This is a genomic window from Aquimarina sp. AD1, assembly GCF_003443695.1.
GTDB classification, from domain to species: domain Bacteria; phylum Bacteroidota; class Bacteroidia; order Flavobacteriales; family Flavobacteriaceae; genus Aquimarina; species Aquimarina latercula.
Genome location: NZ_CP031966.1, coordinates 3,697,682 through 3,717,631, shown reverse-complemented (window position 1 = coordinate 3,717,631; position 19,950 = coordinate 3,697,682). Strand labels below are relative to the sequence as shown.

Sequence of the window (19,950 nt, the reverse complement as noted above, 5' to 3'; positions counted from 1 at the left end):
AAAGGTGTTAGTTAATTACTTTTATAAGTGGTTTTTTATGTATTTAATTGTTTGCTAATTGTTTGTGTGAAAATATCATAGTTTAGATTAACTAAATTTCTAAACACAAACTTCTTATGAAAACAATTAAAACTTTTTTTTTGAAATTATTTTTACTCTGCGTAGTAATCGTCTCTGGACAAAACACTGTTCAGATTGAGGATTTGGGTATTAGCGGCCCATATGCAGGAATGATAGATTCACCTTTTGATGGTGTGGGCTTTTATGGTAATGGAGATAAGGCCGAAGGATCAATTAATCTTTCAACATTACCAGGTCTATATAAAGTAGAAATAAGAGGAGCATCCTCCACTGATACTGAGGCTAAGATTAATTTAAATATAGGTGATAATGTTAGTTCGTTTAGTTTTTCTGGAACTTCTGTTTCTAATAGTTCTAGAGAGATTAGCATTATAGGCAGTAATCCTCTTAATTTCTCTTTAGAATTGATAACAGATAATGGATCAAATGATACATTTTTAGATCGAATTACTTTTACATTTTTAGGATCTCCGCCACCACCAAGACAAGCTCCGGTTATTCCGTCAGTACCTTCATTCGAATCTGGAGTATACAGAAATATGTTTGTAGAATCTGGAAAAACCGAAACGGAAGTACAACAAAAGATGAACGCTATCTGGGAGCATTATTTTGTAAACGGAGATAGTAACAATGAAAGACTTTATTACGAGGTAGGTAATGATATGGCTTATATTTTGGATACAGGAAATAATGATATAAGATCAGAAGGAATGTCTTATGGAATGATGATCTGTGTTCAACTAGGAAAGAAAGCACAGTTTGATAAATTATGGCGTTTTGCAGAAACTTATAGTCAACACCCAGAGGGAACAGAAAGAGAAGGCTTGTTTTCCTGGCAATTAAGTCGATCAAATTTTTCTATGATTGACCAAAATTCTGCACCGGATGGAGAAGAATATTTTGTAACTGCTTTATTTTTTGCAGATGCTCTTTGGGGCAGTAATGGTTCTATTGATTATAGAGCAGAGGCAAATTATATTCTTGATAGTATGCTTAATAAACCAGCACCTAGTTCAGGAGGTTGCCCTACTAGTTTGATAGATGAGAATGAGAAACAAATAGTTTTTGGGATTTGTGGAAATTCTGCAAGTTTTACTGATCCATCGTATCATCTTCCGGCTTTTTATGAAATATGGGCTGTAGAAGCTGATAGTAATAATCAATTATGGACAGATATGGCGACAGTAAGCCGTACTTATTTACTTCCGAGAGCAGCACATCCCCAAACTGGATTAATGCCAGATTATTCGGAGTTTGATGGTAGACCTGTAAATCAAGGAAATCATGGTAATTTTGAGTTTGATGCTTGGAGAAATATTATGAACATGGGATTTGATTTTGCTTGGTTTCAAAAAAGTAAAAACGATATACAACCATTAATAAACAAGCAGATCAATTTTTTTAAAGATAAACCAGGGTATAGCACCTTATGGACATTGGATGGTTCATTTAGTAGAAACAATGATCATTCACCTGGTTTAGTAGCATGTAATGCGGTTGGGGCTTTGGCTCTAGAAGATCCAAAAGTATGGCCTTTTATTGATGAGTTTTTTGATACTCCAATTCCTTCAGGGCAATTTAGGTATTATGATGGGTTGTTATATATGATGAGTTTTATGCATTTATCAGGAAATTTTAAAGCAATTACGGGTAATGTAGATATTCCGGATTGTAATGGCACACCTTTTCCAACGGCTACTGTAACTGCAACTGATGAAACTACCCAAGGAGCTAATGATGGAAAAATCACCTTTACGTTTTCTGATGAACCTGATAGAGGAGCTATAGAGTTTAGTAGTGATGGAGGGTTAACATATCCTCTAGACGTAAATGATAATTTAGGTTCTGCAACTTTTGATAATGTTGCTCCAGGAATTTATAATGTATGGGTTCGTTGGGGTAATAACGATTGTCCTATTAGTTTAGGCAATGTGGTAATAGAACAAGGAGATATAGTAGATCCTATACAGTCACCATTTATAAATCATACTATTCCTGGAATAATACAAGCAGAAGATTATGATAATGGAGGGCAAGGAGTTGCTTATAATGATTCCGATTCAAGTAATAATGGAGGTCAAGGTAGAACAGATGAGGGTGTTGATCTACAGAATACATCTGATACTGGAAGTGGTACTAATCTAGGATGGACAAATAATGGAGAATGGTTAGAGTATACAATAGGAAATGTTACTCCTGGAACTTATGACATAGTCTTAAGAGTTGCAAGTACTCAAAATAATTCTAAATCACTATCACTTAAATTAGGAACATCAGAATTAGGTTCTACAGTTATTCCTAATACAAATGGATGGCAATCATGGCAAAGTTTACGTATAGAAAATGTACAAATTTCCAGTGGAAACGCAAATCAAGTATTACGATTAGACATTTCAGGAGGTCTTTTTAATATCAATTGGATAAGATTCGAAGAATCGGAAGGTGACACAGGAGGTTCAATCTGTAATAAAATACAAGCAGAAAATAATTCAGACAGTTTTTATCAATTGAATACTGTAAATGGAATAGTAACAAATATTGGTTATTCTCATTGGTTGAAGTTTGATAATATTGATATATCAGGTGGCAAGTTTACCTTTAGGTATTCTAAGGGAAATAATGAAAACGGTTATATGAAAATAAGACTTGATAATAATCAGGATAGTAATAATATTGCTGAAATTTATCCAGAAAGTACAGGAGGATGGAATAACTATGTAGAAGAAACAGTTGATATATCAGGATCTGGTAATCATGTTGTATACCTATATTTTCATAATGCAAGTAGAAATATTCAATTAGATTGGATCAGTTTTAAAACTGGATGCGATCAACGAATTGATGATAATAATGGATCTAAAGAGGAGGAAGAAACTATAAGGGTTTTTCCTAATCCAAGTAAAGGAAATGTAAACATAGAAGTATCAGATTACAATGATATAAGACAAATAGTTTTATTTGATTTATCCGGTCGAGAGATAAGAAGTATCAGAGAAATAAATCAAAAAGAATATAGTTTCAGTAATCTTAGTAAAGGTGTTTATTTTTTAAGGGTATATAAGAACAAGAAATCAATAGTTGAGAAGGTAGTAATTAATTAACTTCGGTTTACCTTTTAACAAATATTATAAAATCCCTGTTTAGTAAAATTTACAGGGATTCTATTTTTAGAAAAATCAATATTATTCCTTGTAAACTCTCTAAAATGAAAAGATATTTCAGATATAATATATTATTGTTTTTTTAACAAAAAAAGATATAGTATTTGTTCTTAAGCAAATTAATGAAACGGAGATAAAAGAGATTTTTTTGCTTGAAAACACACTCTTTTTGAATAAAAATTGTAGTTTTTTTATAAATTTCACTCCATTTTAAGTAAAAAATGAAATCATCAAAACAATTTTTAGTGTTTTATTAACATTTTAATCAGTGATTTAACAATGCTTATGTTAAAGAGTCTTAACACAAGTTAAAGCCAGTTAAATGTCTTGACAAAATTCAATTATTACTTATATTAAAGATGTATTTGATATATAAACAATCTTTAAAATATATTCTTTTCTACTACTATGTTGCAATCCCCTTTTAGAATTGTTTTAGTACGAATAAATTTCTTTAGCATCTAGAAATAATAAACAAAAACTTTTATCAATATATGAAAGAAGTTAGCGTATTATGTTTAAGAATTGAACACAAGAAATCTATAATTTTTCAGAGATTAACGGGCAGATAGAATTTTATTATATAGAATTTGAGGACAGTTTAGTTAACCTTCTAGATAGATTTTCAGTAATAATAAATTAATAATGGAAAAAACACTTAAACTACAATTTATATACCCAAAATCATTTTATATTAGTATTTAGTAGTGTTTTTAAAACGTTGTAATAACGAAAACAGATTAATAAGGCTAATTTTTTTTTGAATTGATTAATTTTTCTGTTTTAGTTATTTCACTTTTGCATATCAATTTTATTACTCATACTTCCTATAGGAAATTAAATTTTAGTAATTTTAAAACAAAACATTTTGAAAAATAAAAACAATATACAGCGACCAGGATTAAAGAAAAAGCATTTTGGTAGCAGAGGGTTTTTAAGGAAAATCCGGAATAAAGTGAAACATAGCGTGACACCTAAAAAGTAAAATGATATATAAAACTCCCAAAATCTTATGAAAAAACTATTACTTATTCTTTTTGTTTTCAATTTTATTAATGTGGTAGCTCAAGAAAATATAGATGATTTATTAGCTGCCGGAGTAAATGATGCTCAACGTTTTGCTACTTATTATTTAGAACCGGTCTCTGGAGGGCTTATCTATAGTATGAATCAAGGTTGGTTCAATAGTGCAAAGTCTAAAAGAAAATTTGGATTTGATATCTCAGTTATTCTAAATACCTCTTTTGTGGGGAGTGATAACAAATCATTTATTTTAGATACTTCACAATATGAAAATTTGCAATTTAGAGATGGTAGTGTTGAGAAAGAAGTAGCTACTGCTTTTGGAGATATTGAAGGTGTTATTGTTGTTGTAGAAGGAGAAAGTTCAATTCCTGGATTACCTCCGCAAGATGCAGAATTCGAACTACCTACTGGACTAGGAGAATCTAATATTAATTTTGTTCCAACGGCTTTTTTACAAGCTAGTTTTAGCCCTCTGAAGGGAACAGAAATAAAAGCAAGATTCTTTCCGCAAATTAAAACTAGTGATGCAAAAGTAGGTTTTTATGGAATTGGGTTACAGCACGAATTTACTTCTTGGTTACCAGCTGATAAATTATTCCCAGTAGCTATTGCTGGATTGATAGCATATACACATCTTGATGGAAGCTATGATTTTACTAACACAAATATAGTAGATGGAGAAAATCAACAATTCGAGAATAATACTAATACATTACTTTTTCAATTAATAGGGTCTACAAAATTACCAGTGTTTAATGTGTATGGAGGGATTGGTTATATTTCTGGAACTTCAACTACTGATCTTAAGGGAACTTATAGAGTGCGGTCAGGAATTGTGTCAGAGGAGGAAATAACAAATCCATTTTCTGTAGAAAATAAAGTTTCAGGGGTAAGAGGAACGTTAGGAGCTAAAGTATCGGTAGGGTTTTTTAAGGCTAATTTAGAATATAGTTTATCAGAATATAGTGGAGTATCCTTAGGGTTAAATTTCGGATTTTAAACATCAGATAAAAGAAATTTAGAAAAATTCTTACGTCCAAATAAATTTATATAAATATTTAAATTTTTAGGATAATTTCTCTGCATATGAAGCAGGGTGTATTCCTGAGCCATATTTAGAGGCTAAAACTTTGGTGAATTCTGCGCCAAAAAAAAGAATTAAGCTGGAATACGAAACCCAAAGTAAAATTAGTATCACGGAGCCTGCCGCTCCAAAAGTTGATTGAGGATTAACTGTACCAAAATAAATGCCTAAAGCACTTTTTCCGATACTAAATAAAATGGTAGTCACAAAAGCGCCAAGCCAGACATCTTTCCATTTAATTTTTACATCAGGCAGAATTTTAAAAATCATTGCAAAAAGTATTGTTATCAGTATCAATGATAAAATAAAATTGATAATTTGAATCACATAGATGACAAAATTTGGGAAATGTTGACCAATCCAATCTGTTGTTGCGGTAATAAAAGCTGTTAATACCAAGGATGTAAGTAATAAGAACCCAATTACGAGAATAAGGCCCAAAGAAAAAATACGGTCTTTAATCATTTTAAAGATTTCATTCTTCGGTTTGGGCTTTACCTTCCATATTATATTCAAGGACTTCTGAAGTGCAATAAACATTCCTGTAGCTCCATATAGTAATGTTACTATTCCGATAATAATTACTAAAGTTGATTGTTCTTGATCAATAGCATTTTTCAACATACCTTCTATCGTATTTGCAACGTCTTGACCAAGTACTTCCGATATTTCTCTAATAATTTTCCCCTTTATTTCATTTTTTTTATAAAAAATACCCGTTGTCTGTATGATAATAATAAGCAATGCTGGAAAAGAAAATAATGCATAATAACTAACGGATGCACTCATTTGAAATGGTTCATTGGAGCTCCAGTTTTTATAAGTTGTAACTAAAATCTTAAAAAATGATTTAATTTTCATGATGATTCTATTCACTTTTAGATAAAAAAATTATTCTGTAACTTCACTTATTACATTTCCAGTAGTTCCGTTTGGGAAAGAAATACCTAATAATACAGCAATAGTAGGTGCAATATCTGATACAAAAGTTGATTTATTAGTAATTCCTTTTTTAATATTAGATCCATAGAAAAGTAGTGGAACATGAGTGTCATATATATATCCACTACTATGTGCGGAACCAGTTTTGGAGTATGTTATGGTAGAAGGTGTCAAAACGTAACAAACATCACCACTACGCTTAGGGTCAAATCCTTTTTTAATCTTTGATCCAATAATACTCGAAAAGTCAGAAGCCTCAATTTGAGATCTAGTAAACACTCTGTTAATTTGTTTTTTTTGGAATAGATAATCAGCAATCTCCTTTTGTATTTTTTTACTATCGAGCTGAAGTTTATTTATTAGTTCATAGTTTAAAAAAACCTGATGATTAGAAATATTTTCGATAATACTATCCCTCTTATATAATTTCTGGATATAATTTTTTAATTCCAAATGTATAGTAGCTTCTTTAAAATAACCTGAAGGTATTTTCTTCGTTTTTAAATAACTGGGCACGTGAGTAGCACCGTGATCAGAAGTCAGAAATAATATGTATTCTTCCTTTCCAACAAAAAAGTCCAATTTTTTTATGAGTAACTCAATATCTTTATCCAGTCTGATATATGTATCTTCAATTTCTTTAGAATTTACTCCAAAATTATGACCTATATAGTCTGTGCTCGAAAAACTAATCATTAAGAAATCAGTGTGATTATCTTTTCCTAGCTTCTCTTCTTCTATAGCTTTGATTGCAAAATTTGTTGTCAAACTGTTACCAAAAGGAGTTCGGGTTATAATATCATATTCTCCATTGAGGTTTTTTAATTTATCTAAATCATAAGGAAATACAGCTTTTTCCTTCCCTTTAAAACCTCTTTCAAAATTAGTGAAATCAGGACCACTTTCATCGTAAGTATTAATGTCGTATAATGTATTCCATGTTTTATAATAACTATCAATAAGTTCTGATTCATTAAAATCAATAACCCATTTAGGTAACCTGTCCATATAGAAAGAAGATGATATCCAATTTCCTTGAGCCTTCCCTCTAAACCAGTATGCCGCATTTGCAGTATGTCCTCCGGATAATATAGCTCCTCTTTCTTTAAGACCAATACTAATCGATTTGCCTTTCATTTGGGTATGGATTCGATTTTGATCTGCAATTGTAGTAAGTTTAAGAAGAGAAGGAGACATTTTGCCATCTGGGCTACTTGTTCCTGTAGGAGATACATCAGAATCAGACACGCAGTATATTTTTTCTTTTTTCTCTCTGTCATACCAAATATTTCCAATGATTCCATGATATCTGGGAGTCGTACCTGTAAAAATTGAAGCGTGCCCTGGCCCAGTGTTAGTAGGTATATAATCAAAATGATGATTATTACAGGAAAACCCATTCGATATAATTTTTTTAAATCCGCCGGTACCGTACTTATTGTAGAAACGGGTCAAATAATCATACCGCATTTGATCAACAACAATACCAACAACCAATTTGGTTTTTTTTTCGGCCTTTTTTTGATCGCCTTTTTGCTGTGCATTTACAGCAGAAAATATTATAAAAAATAGAATAAAAGTTTTTTTAAAAATCATAGAAGTTGAAGTTACTTAAAATGCTTTTAATTATAGAGCAATTTTATGGATTACGATAAACTTTATATGGATAGTGTTATTTTTTCATTTTATTACATCGATCTTTGTTTTAAATCCTAAAACACTATATGAAAATTCGAGGACTACTTTTATATGTTTTTTTATTTTGTTCGGTACTTCACTCACAAAATGTTAAAACCATTGTCCCAAAAAAAGAAAGCTATTGTGTAGACGAAAAAAATAATATAATCATATGGTATTCTAGTATTTCAAAATATAAGAATGAAGGTTTCACTGGTATAAAGGCAACTTTTAATGATAATTTGATATTTTCCGAAGAGGTAAAAGAACTTTCTTATCAAAGAAGTTTTGAGGTTAACAGGAATGGGAATTTGTTTAAACTTTATTTTACAGAATCACCTCTTATTCAAATTAATACCTCCGAAAAAATAATAGATGATCCCAAAAGGGATGCTACATTTTCAATAGTTAGAGACAGTCTCGTAAAGTCTGCAATAGTTGGAATTGAACATCGGGGTAATATTTCATTAAAGTTTCCTAAAAAATCATATGATTTAGAGTTTTGGAAAGATCCTGACATACAAGAATCAGAGGATATGCAGTTTGGTAACCTAAGAGAAGATGATGATTGGATTTTAGATGGATTGTATAATGAACCTTTAAGATTGAGATCATATTTCTGCAATAAATTATGGTTATCAATACATAAACCATATTATCTGGATAAAGAACCAGAAGCTAAAAGTGGTATTGATTTAATGTATGTTGAGGTTTTTGTAAATAAAGCATATAAAGGTGTATATGCATTGACAGAACAAGTTGATCGAAAACTGCTGAAATTAAAAAAATATAAGAAAGGTTCTGTTTACGGAGAATTATTTAAAGCAGCGAGTTACAGCGGAGGCCCATCTTATAAGAGCGCTCCAAAATATAGAAATATCTTTCCGCATTGGGCAGGATATGAAATGGAATATCCTTTTATTAATTATAAATCTCATTGGAAAAATATTCATAAATACACAAAGTTTGTAATTAAATCAAAAGAGAACTCTTTTAAGAAAAAGATTAGTAAAAAGTTTTATCTAGATAATGCAATAGATTACTTTCTATTTGTAAACTTAATTAGAGCTACCGATAATTTGGGCAAGAATTTCTACGTAGCTCGATACACGAAACAAACTCCATATTTTAATATTCCTTGGGATTTAGATGGTGTGTTAGGTGTGATCCAAGATGGTAAAAGAATTTCCACTACCGATGACGTTCTAAGTAATGAATTATTTGATAAATTATTAAGAGTAAATCCTAACAATTATCGTCAAAGATTAAAAAACCGTTGGTTTGAATTAAGAAAAGAAGCACTTAGTGATCAACAGCTGTCACATACGCTTAGAGAAAACTATGATTTTTTTAAAAACAATAAGATCTACGAAAGAGAAGTACTAGTTTGGGGATCTGATATAAAATTACATGATCATTACGAGTATTTAGAGAACTGGTTAGAAAAAAGATTAGTTTTTTTGGATACATATTTCGAGAAGCTCAATTAGTTCCACGACAATTAGCTTTTAGCCCATAAGGCTTTTTTCTTACGAGTTTTGACTAAAAGAGTCACCCTTTATATCATATGGATTAAGCAAAATCTAAGTTGTTATTTAACTTGCCCAAGTAATAATGACAGAATCATTTGTATTTAGAATTCTTTGTTTAACAAGACTGATTATAGTTTTATATCCTTTCATGATCATAGCTCAAGACGTATCAACTAAAAATAAAATTATTCCAAACGAAATTATGGAAGAAGCTAAGATTTCTTTGAACTATTACCCAGAATTAGAAGATGTTTTAATCGAGTTTAAGTTTAAATCATCGCTTAAGAAATCCTTCATGAAAGCTCAACCTGTTTTTTTATCACTTTTTAAATCAAAAAGGAAAAGAAGTTATCTAATACTAATGAGCGAGACATTTAAAATTGATGGTCTAGAATTATCTATAAAGGATGTGCCTTCAGATATTCTTGTGGGTTGGCTTGGGCATGAGTTAGGACATATAATGGATTATCATAGAAGAAGTAGTGTAAACCTAATTTCGTTCGGTATAAAATATTTGTTTTCATCTAGTTTTATTAGGGATGCGGAACGCACAGCAGATACGCAGGCAGTATCTCACGGGATGAAAGATTACATATTGGCTACTAAAAACTTTATTCTAAATCATAGCTCTTTATCCGAAAAATATAAAGCAAGAATAAAGAAATTATACCTATCTCCTGATGAAATAATGTTATTGATTAAAGAACAAGAGGAGGATTAATCTTTTTCTTAATTAACATTAAAAAAGTAAATAATAATGGAAATGATACTAGATAAAGCTGAAGACTACATATTTAATCTTTTTAAGGATAATTTATCCAAGATATTTTTATATCACAACTTTTTGCATACTCAGCGAGTCGTAAATAGTGTAAAAGAAATTTGTGAGCATATAAATATTGATGAAGAAGACAAAGAAGTTGTATTAATATCAGCTTGGTTTCACGATGCAGGTTATGTAAGAGGTACAAAAAATCATGAGGAAGAAAGCATAAAAATATTCGAAATATTCTTAAAAGGAGTAACACTAAATGAGACAAAAAAAACGAAGATTTTAGGATGCATAAGAGCCACAAAAATCAATAAAGAACCAGCAAATTTAATAGAAGAAATAGTAAAGGATGCGGATAGTTCTCATTTGTCAAAAGATTACTATAAAGAAGTAAATGAATTATTAAGACAAGAATTAAGTTTATTAAAAGTGGCAGAATATTCTTCAGAAGAATGGAGAATCGAAAATTTAAAACTTTTTACAGAAAAGCATAAGTATTATACGAGATATGCGATTGAAAAATGGGAACCATTAAAAAATAAAAACCTTTTAAATATTATTAAAAAAGGAAAGAAAAGAAAAAAGAAAAGACAAAAAGAGGATTTAAAAGCGAAACTAAAGGCAAAATATAAAGATGAAAGTCCTGAACGAGGTATACAAACTTTATATCGTGTTTCTCTAAGAAACCATATAAAACTTAGTGATATAGCAGATACCAAAGCCAATATACTTCTTTCGGTAAACGCGATAATTATTTCTTTGGCACTAGCAAATCTAATCCCAAAGTTAGATGCTCCTTCAAACAGACATTTGATGATACCTAGTCTGATATTAGTTTTGTTCAGTGTAGCTGCAATAATCCTTTCGATAATGTCAACTCAACCAAAGGTTACTGGAGGAGAGTTCACAAGAGAGCAAGTGAAAAATAGAAAAGTAAATCTTTTGTTCTTCGGTAACTTTTTTAAAATGTCTTACGATAGATATCAGGAAGCAATTGATGAAGTAATTGGAGACAAAGAATATGTTTATAAAATGCTTACTAAAGACCTTTATTTGTTGGGTTTAGTGCTCAAGAAAAAATATGCGCTTCTCAAAATAACATACATAGTATTTACAATTGGAATCATCTTATCTGTTGTGGCTTTTATCGTGGCTTTTACAGGAATTGACTTGGTACAAGAAGTAAGTACACCAGAAATTATAGAGAAAATTACAAACTAGATATGGCAATTATAGGATCGTTAATCAAAGGAGCAATCAACTTAAAAGATGCATTGTCTCCAGAACTGAATCATGAAGAATCGCAACAAAGAGTATTAGAAGAATTACTAACGACAGCTTCAAATACTGAATTTGGTAAAAATTATGATTTTGAAAATATATTAAAATCTAAAAATATACAGGAAGAGTTTGCAAACAAAGTTCCATACTTCGATTATCATCAATTATTAGAAAAATGGTGGGGTCGAGTTATTGATGGAGAACCAAATGTAACTTGGCCGGGAAGCCCGGATTATTTTGCCTTAAGCTCAGGAACTACTGGTAAGAAGAGTAAACGTATTCCTGTAACTAACGAAATGATAGAATCTATTCGTAGAGCAGGTATTAAACAGGTAGAAGCTTTATCTAATTTTGATCTTCCAGCTTCTTTTTTTGAAAAAGATATTATGATGTTAGGTAGCTCTACTGATCTACAAGAAAGAGAAGGACATTTAGAAGGAGAAATTAGTGGAATAAGTGCGAGTAATATTCCTTTTTGGTTTGAAGGTTTTTACAAGCCAGGTAAAGAAATTGCAAAAATAGATGACTGGGATAAAAGAGTTCATAAAATTGCTGAAAATGCAAAAAGTTGGGATATAGGAGCGTTAAGTGGGATTCCTTCGTGGATGGAATTGATGATACAAAAAGTGATCGAATATCACAATGTAGAAAACATTCATGATATCTGGCCAAACCTACAGGTGTACACCTCAGGAGGGGTTGCATTTAGTCCTTATGAAAAAAGTTTTAATAGTCTATTAAAACAACCTATAACTGTAATAGATACATATTTAGCTTCTGAGGGATTCATTGCCTGTCAGCAGCGACCTGAGACCGATGCAATGAAATTGATTACTGACAATGGAATTTATTTCGAGTTTGTCCCTTTTCAGCCAGAATATATTAATCAGGATGGATCATTAAAGCAGGAAGCGCCTTCGATAACCTTAAAAGAAGTGGAAACTGATCAGGATTATGTACTCTTGATAACCACTGTTTCTGGAGCCTGGCGTTACATCATAGGCGACACTATAGAGTTTACAAATGTAGAAAGAGCCGAGATTAGAATTACTGGTAGAACTAAATTCTTTTTGAATGTAGTAGGGTCTCAGTTATCGGTTAATAAAATGAATGCAGCTTTAAGAGAAATAGAAGAGAAATTTGATATAGAAATTCCAGAATTCACATTAGCAGCAACTAGGATACACGATGAATTCTATCATCATTGGTACCTAGGTTTAGAGACAACAATTGATAATACAATGTTGGCCAAAGAGCTTGATGAGGTATTAAAAAAAGCTAATAAAAACTATAAAGTTGCTAGAAGTAAAGCATTAAAAGGTGTAAAAGTAACCACTGTTTCTCCTATTGTTTTTTCAGAATGGAGTGGAGCACAAAAGAAAAAAGGAGGACAAGTAAAAATGGAACGAGTAATGTCTGAAGAGAAGTTTGCTACTTGGGAAGCCTTTATTTCTGAAAACAACCCTAAATGAAACAATAATGATAAAAATAAAACATACAATTCTTCTTATTCTAACAATACTAGTTTCTAGTTGTGCACTTTACGAACCTAAGTATAGAGAACCTTTTGATCAATCAATTACTGCTAATGAAAAAGAAATTGAAAAGACTTTTTATTTAATAGGTGATGCGGGATATGCACAGCCTAATAAGAGCACACCTGCATTATTAGCCTTCGAGAAATATCTTGATAACCATAAACAAGAAGGAAACTATACTATTTTTTTAGGAGATAATATTTATCCAGATGGAATGCCTAAAAAAGATAAAAAAGACAGGAAAATTGCAGAACATCGATTAGATGTCCAAATCGAAGCGGTTAAAAATTTTGAAGGACAAGTGTTTTTTATTCCTGGGAATCATGATTGGTATAATGAAGGTTTAAAAGGATTAGAACGACAAGAAAAGTATTTTGAGAAAAAATTAAAAGACAAGAAAGTATTTCGTCCATCAAAAGGCTGTGCATTAGAAAGTATAGAGATCACCGACGATATTCAATTAATTATTTTAGATTCTCAATGGTACTTAGAAGATTGGGATAAACATCCTACAATTAATGACAATTGCCCAGAAATCAAAACAAGAGAAGCTATGTTTCTCGAAGTAGAAAGTGAATTTAAGAAAAATCAAGATAAAACCATTGTATTTGCATTACACCATCCTTTATATACAAACGGAGTTCACGGAGGTAAATATGCACCAATAAAACACTTATATCCTTCTCAAAAAAAGATACCATTACCTGTTCTTGGATCTCTAGCAATGCAAATACGTACTTCTGGAGCCATTTCAACTCAGGATAATCAGAATAAACAATATAAATCTCTAGTCAGGAGATTAGAAACATTAGCAAGAGGAGTAGAACGAATTATTTTTACTTCGGGACATGAACATTCTTTACAATACATAGAGCACAAAGGGATTAAGCAAATTGTATCTGGTGCTGGAGCTAAAAACTCTTTCGCAAAACTTAATAATAATGGACTTTTTGCTTACGGAGGTCAAGGTTTTGTTCGTTTAGATATCCATAAAGATGGGTCTTCCTGGGCTTCTTTTTTTGGAGTTGAGAATAGTGAACCAAAACTGCTTTTTCAAAAAGAAATTTATAAAAAAGTAGAGCAATATGATATTTCTAGTATACCCGAGAGTACAGATCAAACAGTGATGGCGTCTGTCTATAAAAAAGAAGGTACGGATCGCACCGATTTTTATGAGAGTATCTGGGGAGATCATTATAGAGATTTGTATGGAAAAAAAATTAAGACCAAGGTTGCTTTCTTAGATACGCTTTACGGAGGTTTGGAAGTGGTAAGAAAAGGAGGAGGACATCAAACACGTTCCTTAAGGTTAAAGAGTAAAGATGATAGGGAATATAACATGCGTGCACTTAAAAAAAGTGGAGTTAAATTTCTTCAATCTACTGTTTTCCAAAGTAATTATATAGAAGAATCTTTAGAAAATACGATTTCTGAGGATATCTTATTAGATTTTTATACTGCATCACACCCTTATGTTTTTACTGTTATTCCTGATTTATCTGATGCAGTTGGGATTTATCATACAAATCCAAAGGTTTATTATGTACCTAAGCAGAAGGCTTTGGGTAAACATAATGATACGCATGGAGATGAATTATATATGATTGAAGAGCGTCCGGAAGAAAATCATAAGAATTTAGAATCATTTGGTAAACCGGACGATATAGAGAGTACTTCTGATGTATATGAGCGTCTACGAAGAGATGAAAAATATAAAATAGATGAACCTGCTTTTATTAGAGCAAGACTGTTCGATATGTTAATAGGTGATTGGGATAGACATCAAGATCAATGGCGCTGGGCAGAGTATAAATTAGAAAATGGGAATCACATTTTTAAACCAATTCCACGAGACAGAGATCAAGCATTTTCTAATTTCGATGGTGGGTTTTTGGGAACACTAAAAGGGCTACTTGGATTTGCAAATCAATTTCAGATTTATGATGAAGAATTAAAAGACGTAAAATGGATCAATGCATCCGCAACCAGATTAGACCGAACCTTAATCCAAAATAGTGGAAGAGAAGAATGGCTAAAACAAGCAAAATACATTCAGGAAAATCTTACGGATATTGAAATTGAAAATGCATTTAAAAATATCCCTCCAGAAGCAAAAGGGGAAGATTTAGACCGTATTAAGAAAAACCTAAAAGGTAGAAGAAAGAACTTAGTGGATATTGCTAATAGGTATTATGATTACCTAGCAAGTCTAGCTATCGTGATGGGGACGGATAAAGATGATTTAATAGAGATTATACGAACAGAAAAAGGAAAAACAAGAGTCCTTGTTTCTCGAATAAAAGATGGAAAGAAAGGGATTGTTGTAAGTGATAAAATTTTTGATAAAAAAGAAACTAAAGAAATTTGGATTTATGGATTGGATGATGATGACGTTTTTGAGTCGAGTGGAAAACCTCAGGACCCAATTCGAATAAATATAATTGGAGGACAAAATAATGATGTTTACAAATTCATGAAAGGTCGCAGAATTTCTGTGTACGATCATAAAAGTAAGCCTAACACTGTGGAGAAAAGAGGAGGTGCAAAAATTAGATTTACAGATAATTATCATATAAATAGTTTTGATAAAGATGAAAAAGTAAGAACCACTTCTTCTTTATTACCAGTTATAGGTTTTAACCCAGATGATGGGGTTCGTGTTGGACCTATGTTAATTTATACTATTAATGGATTTCATCGTAATCCTTTTTCTAGTAGTCATAGTTTTTCTGGCGGATATTATTTTGCAACCCAAGGTTTTGATTTAGGTTATAGAGGAGAGTTTGCAGGAATTTTAGGTGATTATAACTTGTTTGTAGGAGCCACTTATACAAGTCCAAATTTTGCAGCTAACTTTTTTGGTTTTGGAAATGAAACTGAAAACAATCAAGATGAACTTGATTTTGATTATAACCGAGTAAAATTAAGTACATACGCTGTATCCTTAGGTGCTGTTAAAAATGGTCGTTTGGGAAGTAATTTTGAATATAAAGGATCTCTAGAAGGAATCAAAGTTGACGACACCGCGAATAGATTTATTACTCAGGAAGCAGGTTTTGATAATTCAGAGTTTTTTGAGCGCAAATGGTTTGCTGGGCTAGATGGAACCTATCGATATGAAAGTTATGATGTGGTTTTAAACCCCACGCGAGGAATGAAATTTGAAGTTAATGTTGGAGGAAGAATGAATCTGGATGATACTAAAAGAACTTTCGGTTATATAAAACCACACTTAGGATTTTATAACTCATTGAGTCGTAACCGTAGAGTAGTTTTAAAAACAGCCATTCAAGGTCAATTTAATATAGGAGAGAATTATGAATTCTATCAAGCTGCTCAACTTGGAGCGGATAATCTATTACGTGGTTACAGAACGGAACGATTTACAGGACAATCTTCATTAGCAGGTAGTGCTGATATAAGATATAGTTTCAAACAGTTTAAAACTAGAATTTTACCCCTTCAAATAGGAGTGTTTACAGGAGTTGACACTGGAAGAGTTTGGATTTCCGATAATGATACATCTGATAAGTGGCACAGTGATTATGGAGGAGGTCTATGGATAAATAGTACTAATGCCATGAAAGCAACTTTTAATCTTTTTGCTGGAGAAGATGGTGCTAGATTTTCTTTTTCTTTTGCATTTAAATTTTAAAACTAATTACTAAAAACTATTATAATATGACTTTTAAATACGTAATATTATTAACATCAATGTTTCTTATATCTAATTTGTTTTCACAAACGGATTCTCCATATGAAACTGATCTATGGATAGATGGTGCTTGGGTTACTGGAGCTGTAGGAGGCTCTGTATATGGCTTCACATTACTTTTGAATAAAGAAGGAATTACTGAGCAAGAATTAGGAAATCTTAATAAAGATGATATTTTTTTTATTGATCGCTGGGCAGCAGGAAATTATTCTGAGCGAGCTAGTCAAATTAGTGATATCCCTTTTTATACCTCTTTTGCAACCCCCTTTTTATTGTTGTTAAATAAAAACACAAGACGTGATTCTGGAAAATTATCAGTTATGTTAGTGGAAAGTATGGCAACAGCGGGAGCTTTATTTACAATTACTGCTGGTTTGGTAAATAGACCACGTCCTTTAGTATATGCAGAAGACGCTCCTTTAAAAGATAGATTGTCAAAAGACTCGCAACGTTCATTTTTTAGTGGACACGCTGCGGCATCCGCTGCAGCAACTTTTTTTGCTGCTAAAGTTTTTAGCGACTATTTTCCAAATTCCAAAGCTAAACCATTTGTTTGGGCAGGTGCAGCTGTATTACCCGCAGTGGTAAGTTACTTTCGTGTTCAATCAGGAAATCATTTCCTTACGGATGTGATTTTAGGATACGCAATTGGAGCTACTACTGGTATTTTAGTTCCAGAATTACATAAAAAGAAAAACAAAAAATTAAGTATTACACCAGGTATCGGATTACATCAACAAAGTATCAGGCTTTCTTATCGTTTCTAAAGAAATAAGGTGCTTAATTTTTTTTAATTAATTGTAAATCAATGAATAAATTCTGTTTTTCTATATCCATTTTCTTTTTTTTCTGTTCATTTACCATGTTAGGTCAAGTCAGTGATCTAGCTAGAGTTGAGTACACTTATTTTCCACAAAGAGGAAGTGATAACTCTTTTAAACGGTTTAGAGCATTATTAAATTACCCCATAAAACTAGATGATAAAGGAAGTTATCTGGTAACTGGATTAGAGTATAGAGAAGTTAATTTTGACTATGAAGATCTTACTTCGTTTGATGTATCAGGATTTGACCGTTTACGCTCTGCAGAATTTACTATAGGATATACTTTTAAATTAAAGAATGATTGGCGTTTTGCCATAAAATCTGGTGCCATGGTTGCTTCCAATTTTGAAAACAATAAAATTACAAGTGATGATTTACTATATTCTGGTGCGATTTTCTTTATTAAAGACAAAAAAAATGAAGGTTTAAAAAAACCATGGAGATTGATTTTAGGTCTTCAATATTCGACTACAGCAGGAAGACCATTTCCACTACCAATTGTCAATTATTTTAAAGAGTTTCATCCTTCTTGGTCGTATTCCTTAGGAGTTCCTAAGAGTAATATAAAATATGCTATTGATGAAAAAAACAAATTACAGGTGTTTGCTACCTTAGATGGTTTTTATGCAAACCTTCAAAATGACCGATTAGTTACCAATGGTTCCATTGGCTCAAGAAATCAAGTAGCAGAAAATATATCAATGACAATAGCCTTAGGAGGTTTAGGTTATGAACATTTATTTACGAAACACTTAGTTTTTTATAGTTATTTTGGATATACCTTGTTGAACGATATAAGATTACGAAATGATGATCAGGAAAATGTGCTAACAATAAACGATCAGAACAGCTTTTATATAAGAGGAGGACTTAAATTGAAATTATAATAAAGGACTAAAAAATCTGGCAACTCCTTCTGATAGTTTTCTTTTAATAGATCTATTTTTGTAAGTTTTATATTCTAATAAGAAACTGTTATTACAGTCTGAAATAAAGTTTTTACAAACATTTTCTGCCACAGTTTTATCATAAATTAAAGCATTTGTTTCAAAATTGTGTTCAAAACTTCTATGGTCAAAATTTCCAGATCCTATGGAGACTATTTCACCATCCATTACAATTACTTTACTATGAAGAAAATCATCTTTTTGTTGGTGTATTTCAATACCTAAAAAGAGCAATTCTTCGAAAAAAGATAGCATACTATATTTGGCTAACCAAGAATCTGATTTTTTAGGAACTAATAATTTTATATTTACTCCACTGAGTGCAGCCATTCTTAATGCTTCTAGCATTGCATTATTAGGGATAAAATATGGGTTAGAAATATAGATATACTTTTCTGCCAGATTGATCATCGATATGTATTGATGCATTATTGATGCATAATCCGAATCAGGTCCTCCAGCAACAATTTGGACTGGTATTGTTCCTTCATCTTCTATTTTTGGAAGATAATGGTCGGTTAATAGAAGTTCTTGATCACTCGCAAAGTAATAGTCTTTAATGAAAACTCTATGCAAGTTGTCTACTGCTGGGCCTTTAATATATAAGTGTGTGTCATCCCAAATACCTAATTCCGAATTTGACTTAATATATTTGTCAGAAATATTAACCCCACCAGTAAAGCCAACTTTACCGTCCACAATAATTATTTTTCTATGATTTCGATAGTTTAAAGTGAACAAAAAACTACCATAATGTAAAGGCATAATTGGATATACTTTTACTCCAATACCTTTTAATTTTTTAACTGCTTTTTTGCGAAGTGAGTAGCTTCCAATTGCATCATATAATATTCTAACTTCAACTTTGTTTTCAAGTTTTTCTTTCAACAGTGAATAGAGTTTTTCAAAAAGCTCTCCTTCTTCAAAAATGTAATATTGTAAATGAATAAACTTTTCAGCTTTTCGTAATTCTTCGAAAATGGTATCGAATGTTTTTTTACCGTTCTGCAGTACTTCAACTTTATTTGATGCTTGTGTTCCGAAATTAGAACTGTTTCGCATTAGTTTTGATAGTTTTGAAGATTTATTGTCCGTAAACACTACGTGTTTCTCCTTTGTAAGCCTATCTCCAAAATTTTGTTCATATAAACGCCTTCTGACTGTTTGTTTAAGTTTAAAAAATTTGAAACGTCTTCGATTAACACCAAAAATGATATAAAGAAAAATTCCTATTACTGGCAGAATCAAAACAATAAGTAACCAGCTTAGGGATTTTGTAGGCCTTGAACCATACAATATAATATGTAAAATTGCGAGTGAAGTAAGAAGAATATAGAGGCTAATAGCAATGATCATTTTATGAGGTATTA

The 19,950-nt window shown here is 31.4% G+C and carries 12 protein-coding genes; 9 read left to right on the top strand and 3 right to left on the bottom strand.

Translation table 11 applies throughout. The features are described from left to right. Positions 1–116: 116 nt before the first annotated feature. Together D1815_RS16095 and D1815_RS16090 are read left to right on the top strand one after the other, a co-directional pair. Entirely contained in the window at positions 117–3,182 is a 3,066-nt protein-coding gene (locus D1815_RS16095; protein WP_118388189.1) for a glycosyl hydrolase family 8, read from the top strand. Positions 3,183–4,254: 1,072 nt separating this feature from the next. Next, a complete protein-coding gene (locus D1815_RS16090) occupies positions 4,255–5,268 on the top strand; it encodes a DUF6588 family protein (protein WP_118388187.1) in 1,014 nt (337 codons plus the stop codon). A gap of 66 nt (positions 5,269–5,334) precedes the next feature. Here D1815_RS16090 and D1815_RS16085 read toward each other — a convergent pair whose 3' ends face one another. Further along, on the bottom strand, positions 5,335–6,213 hold the full coding sequence (locus D1815_RS16085) for a YihY/virulence factor BrkB family protein (RefSeq protein WP_118388185.1): 879 nt from the start codon (positions 6,211–6,213) through the stop codon (positions 5,335–5,337). Between the two features lie 30 nt (positions 6,214–6,243). Beyond that, on the bottom strand, positions 6,244–7,890 hold the full coding sequence (gene pafA, locus D1815_RS16080; RefSeq protein ID WP_118388183.1) for an alkaline phosphatase PafA: 1,647 nt from the start codon (positions 7,888–7,890) through the stop codon (positions 6,244–6,246). Positions 7,891–8,018: 128 nt separating this feature from the next. On the opposite strand from pafA, the gene D1815_RS16075 reads away from it, so the two are divergent. The 7 genes from D1815_RS16075 (at position 8,019) to D1815_RS16045 (ending at position 18,520) form a co-directional block, all read left to right on the top strand. Beyond that, positions 8,019–9,461, top strand: coding sequence for a CotH kinase family protein (locus tag D1815_RS16075; protein WP_118388181.1), 1,443 nt, complete (start codon positions 8,019–8,021; stop codon positions 9,459–9,461). A gap of 124 nt (positions 9,462–9,585) precedes the next feature. Continuing rightward, positions 9,586–10,224 carry a hypothetical protein gene (locus tag D1815_RS16070; protein ID WP_027394619.1) on the top strand — a complete coding sequence of 213 codons (639 nt, stop codon included), beginning with the start codon at positions 9,586–9,588 and terminating at the stop codon, positions 10,222–10,224. Positions 10,225–10,260: 36 nt separating this feature from the next. Continuing rightward, positions 10,261–11,496, top strand: coding sequence for a Pycsar system effector family protein (locus D1815_RS16065; protein ID WP_118388179.1), 1,236 nt, complete (start codon positions 10,261–10,263; stop codon positions 11,494–11,496). 2 nt (positions 11,497–11,498) lie between these two features. Then, a complete protein-coding gene (locus D1815_RS16060) occupies positions 11,499–13,028 on the top strand; it encodes a GH3 auxin-responsive promoter family protein (protein WP_118388177.1) in 1,530 nt (509 codons plus the stop codon). A 7-nt stretch (positions 13,029–13,035) separates the two neighbouring features. Continuing rightward, complete coding sequence (locus D1815_RS16055) at positions 13,036–16,749, top strand: metallophosphoesterase (RefSeq protein WP_118388175.1); 3,714 nt, start codon at positions 13,036–13,038, stop codon at positions 16,747–16,749. 26 nt (positions 16,750–16,775) lie between these two features. Continuing rightward, positions 16,776–17,576: a phosphatase PAP2 family protein gene (locus tag D1815_RS16050; RefSeq protein WP_118388173.1), complete on the top strand. Its 801-nt coding sequence runs from the start codon at positions 16,776–16,778 to the stop codon at positions 17,574–17,576. A gap of 41 nt (positions 17,577–17,617) precedes the next feature. Continuing rightward, the gene (locus D1815_RS16045; RefSeq protein WP_027394622.1) at positions 17,618–18,520 is read left to right on the top strand and encodes a DUF6268 family outer membrane beta-barrel protein; all 903 of its coding nucleotides are present in this window, start codon (positions 17,618–17,620) and stop codon (positions 18,518–18,520) included. Here the strand turns inward: D1815_RS16045 and cls are convergent. After that, positions 18,515–19,936, bottom strand: a complete 1,422-nt coding sequence (gene cls / locus D1815_RS16040) for a cardiolipin synthase (RefSeq protein ID WP_118388169.1) — start codon at positions 19,934–19,936, stop codon at positions 18,515–18,517. The two genes, D1815_RS16045 and cls, sit on opposite strands and share 6 nt — an antisense overlap. Between the last annotated feature and the right edge of the window lie 14 nt (positions 19,937–19,950).

Bases quoted from the DNA above. Each gene is read 5' to 3' on its own strand.
- pafA (WP_118388183.1), bottom strand. From the start codon at position 7,890: ATGATTTTTAAAAAAACTTTTATTCTATTTTTTATAATATTTTCTGCT.
- D1815_RS16090 (WP_118388187.1), top strand. From the start codon at position 4,255: ATGAAAAAACTATTACTTATTCTTTTTGTTTTCAATTTTATTAATGTG.
- D1815_RS16060 (WP_118388177.1), top strand. From the start codon at position 11,499: ATGGCAATTATAGGATCGTTAATCAAAGGAGCAATCAACTTAAAAGAT.
- D1815_RS16070 (WP_027394619.1), top strand. From the start codon at position 9,586: ATGACAGAATCATTTGTATTTAGAATTCTTTGTTTAACAAGACTGATT.
- D1815_RS16095 (WP_118388189.1), top strand. From the start codon at position 117: ATGAAAACAATTAAAACTTTTTTTTTGAAATTATTTTTACTCTGCGTA.
- D1815_RS16085 (WP_118388185.1), bottom strand. From the start codon at position 6,213: ATGAAAATTAAATCATTTTTTAAGATTTTAGTTACAACTTATAAAAAC.
- D1815_RS16045 (WP_027394622.1), top strand. From the start codon at position 17,618: ATGAATAAATTCTGTTTTTCTATATCCATTTTCTTTTTTTTCTGTTCA.
- cls (WP_118388169.1), bottom strand. From the start codon at position 19,936: ATGATCATTGCTATTAGCCTCTATATTCTTCTTACTTCACTCGCAATT.
- D1815_RS16055 (WP_118388175.1), top strand. From the start codon at position 13,036: ATGATAAAAATAAAACATACAATTCTTCTTATTCTAACAATACTAGTT.
- D1815_RS16050 (WP_118388173.1), top strand. From the start codon at position 16,776: ATGACTTTTAAATACGTAATATTATTAACATCAATGTTTCTTATATCT.
- D1815_RS16065 (WP_118388179.1), top strand. From the start codon at position 10,261: ATGGAAATGATACTAGATAAAGCTGAAGACTACATATTTAATCTTTTT.
- D1815_RS16075 (WP_118388181.1), top strand. From the start codon at position 8,019: ATGAAAATTCGAGGACTACTTTTATATGTTTTTTTATTTTGTTCGGTA.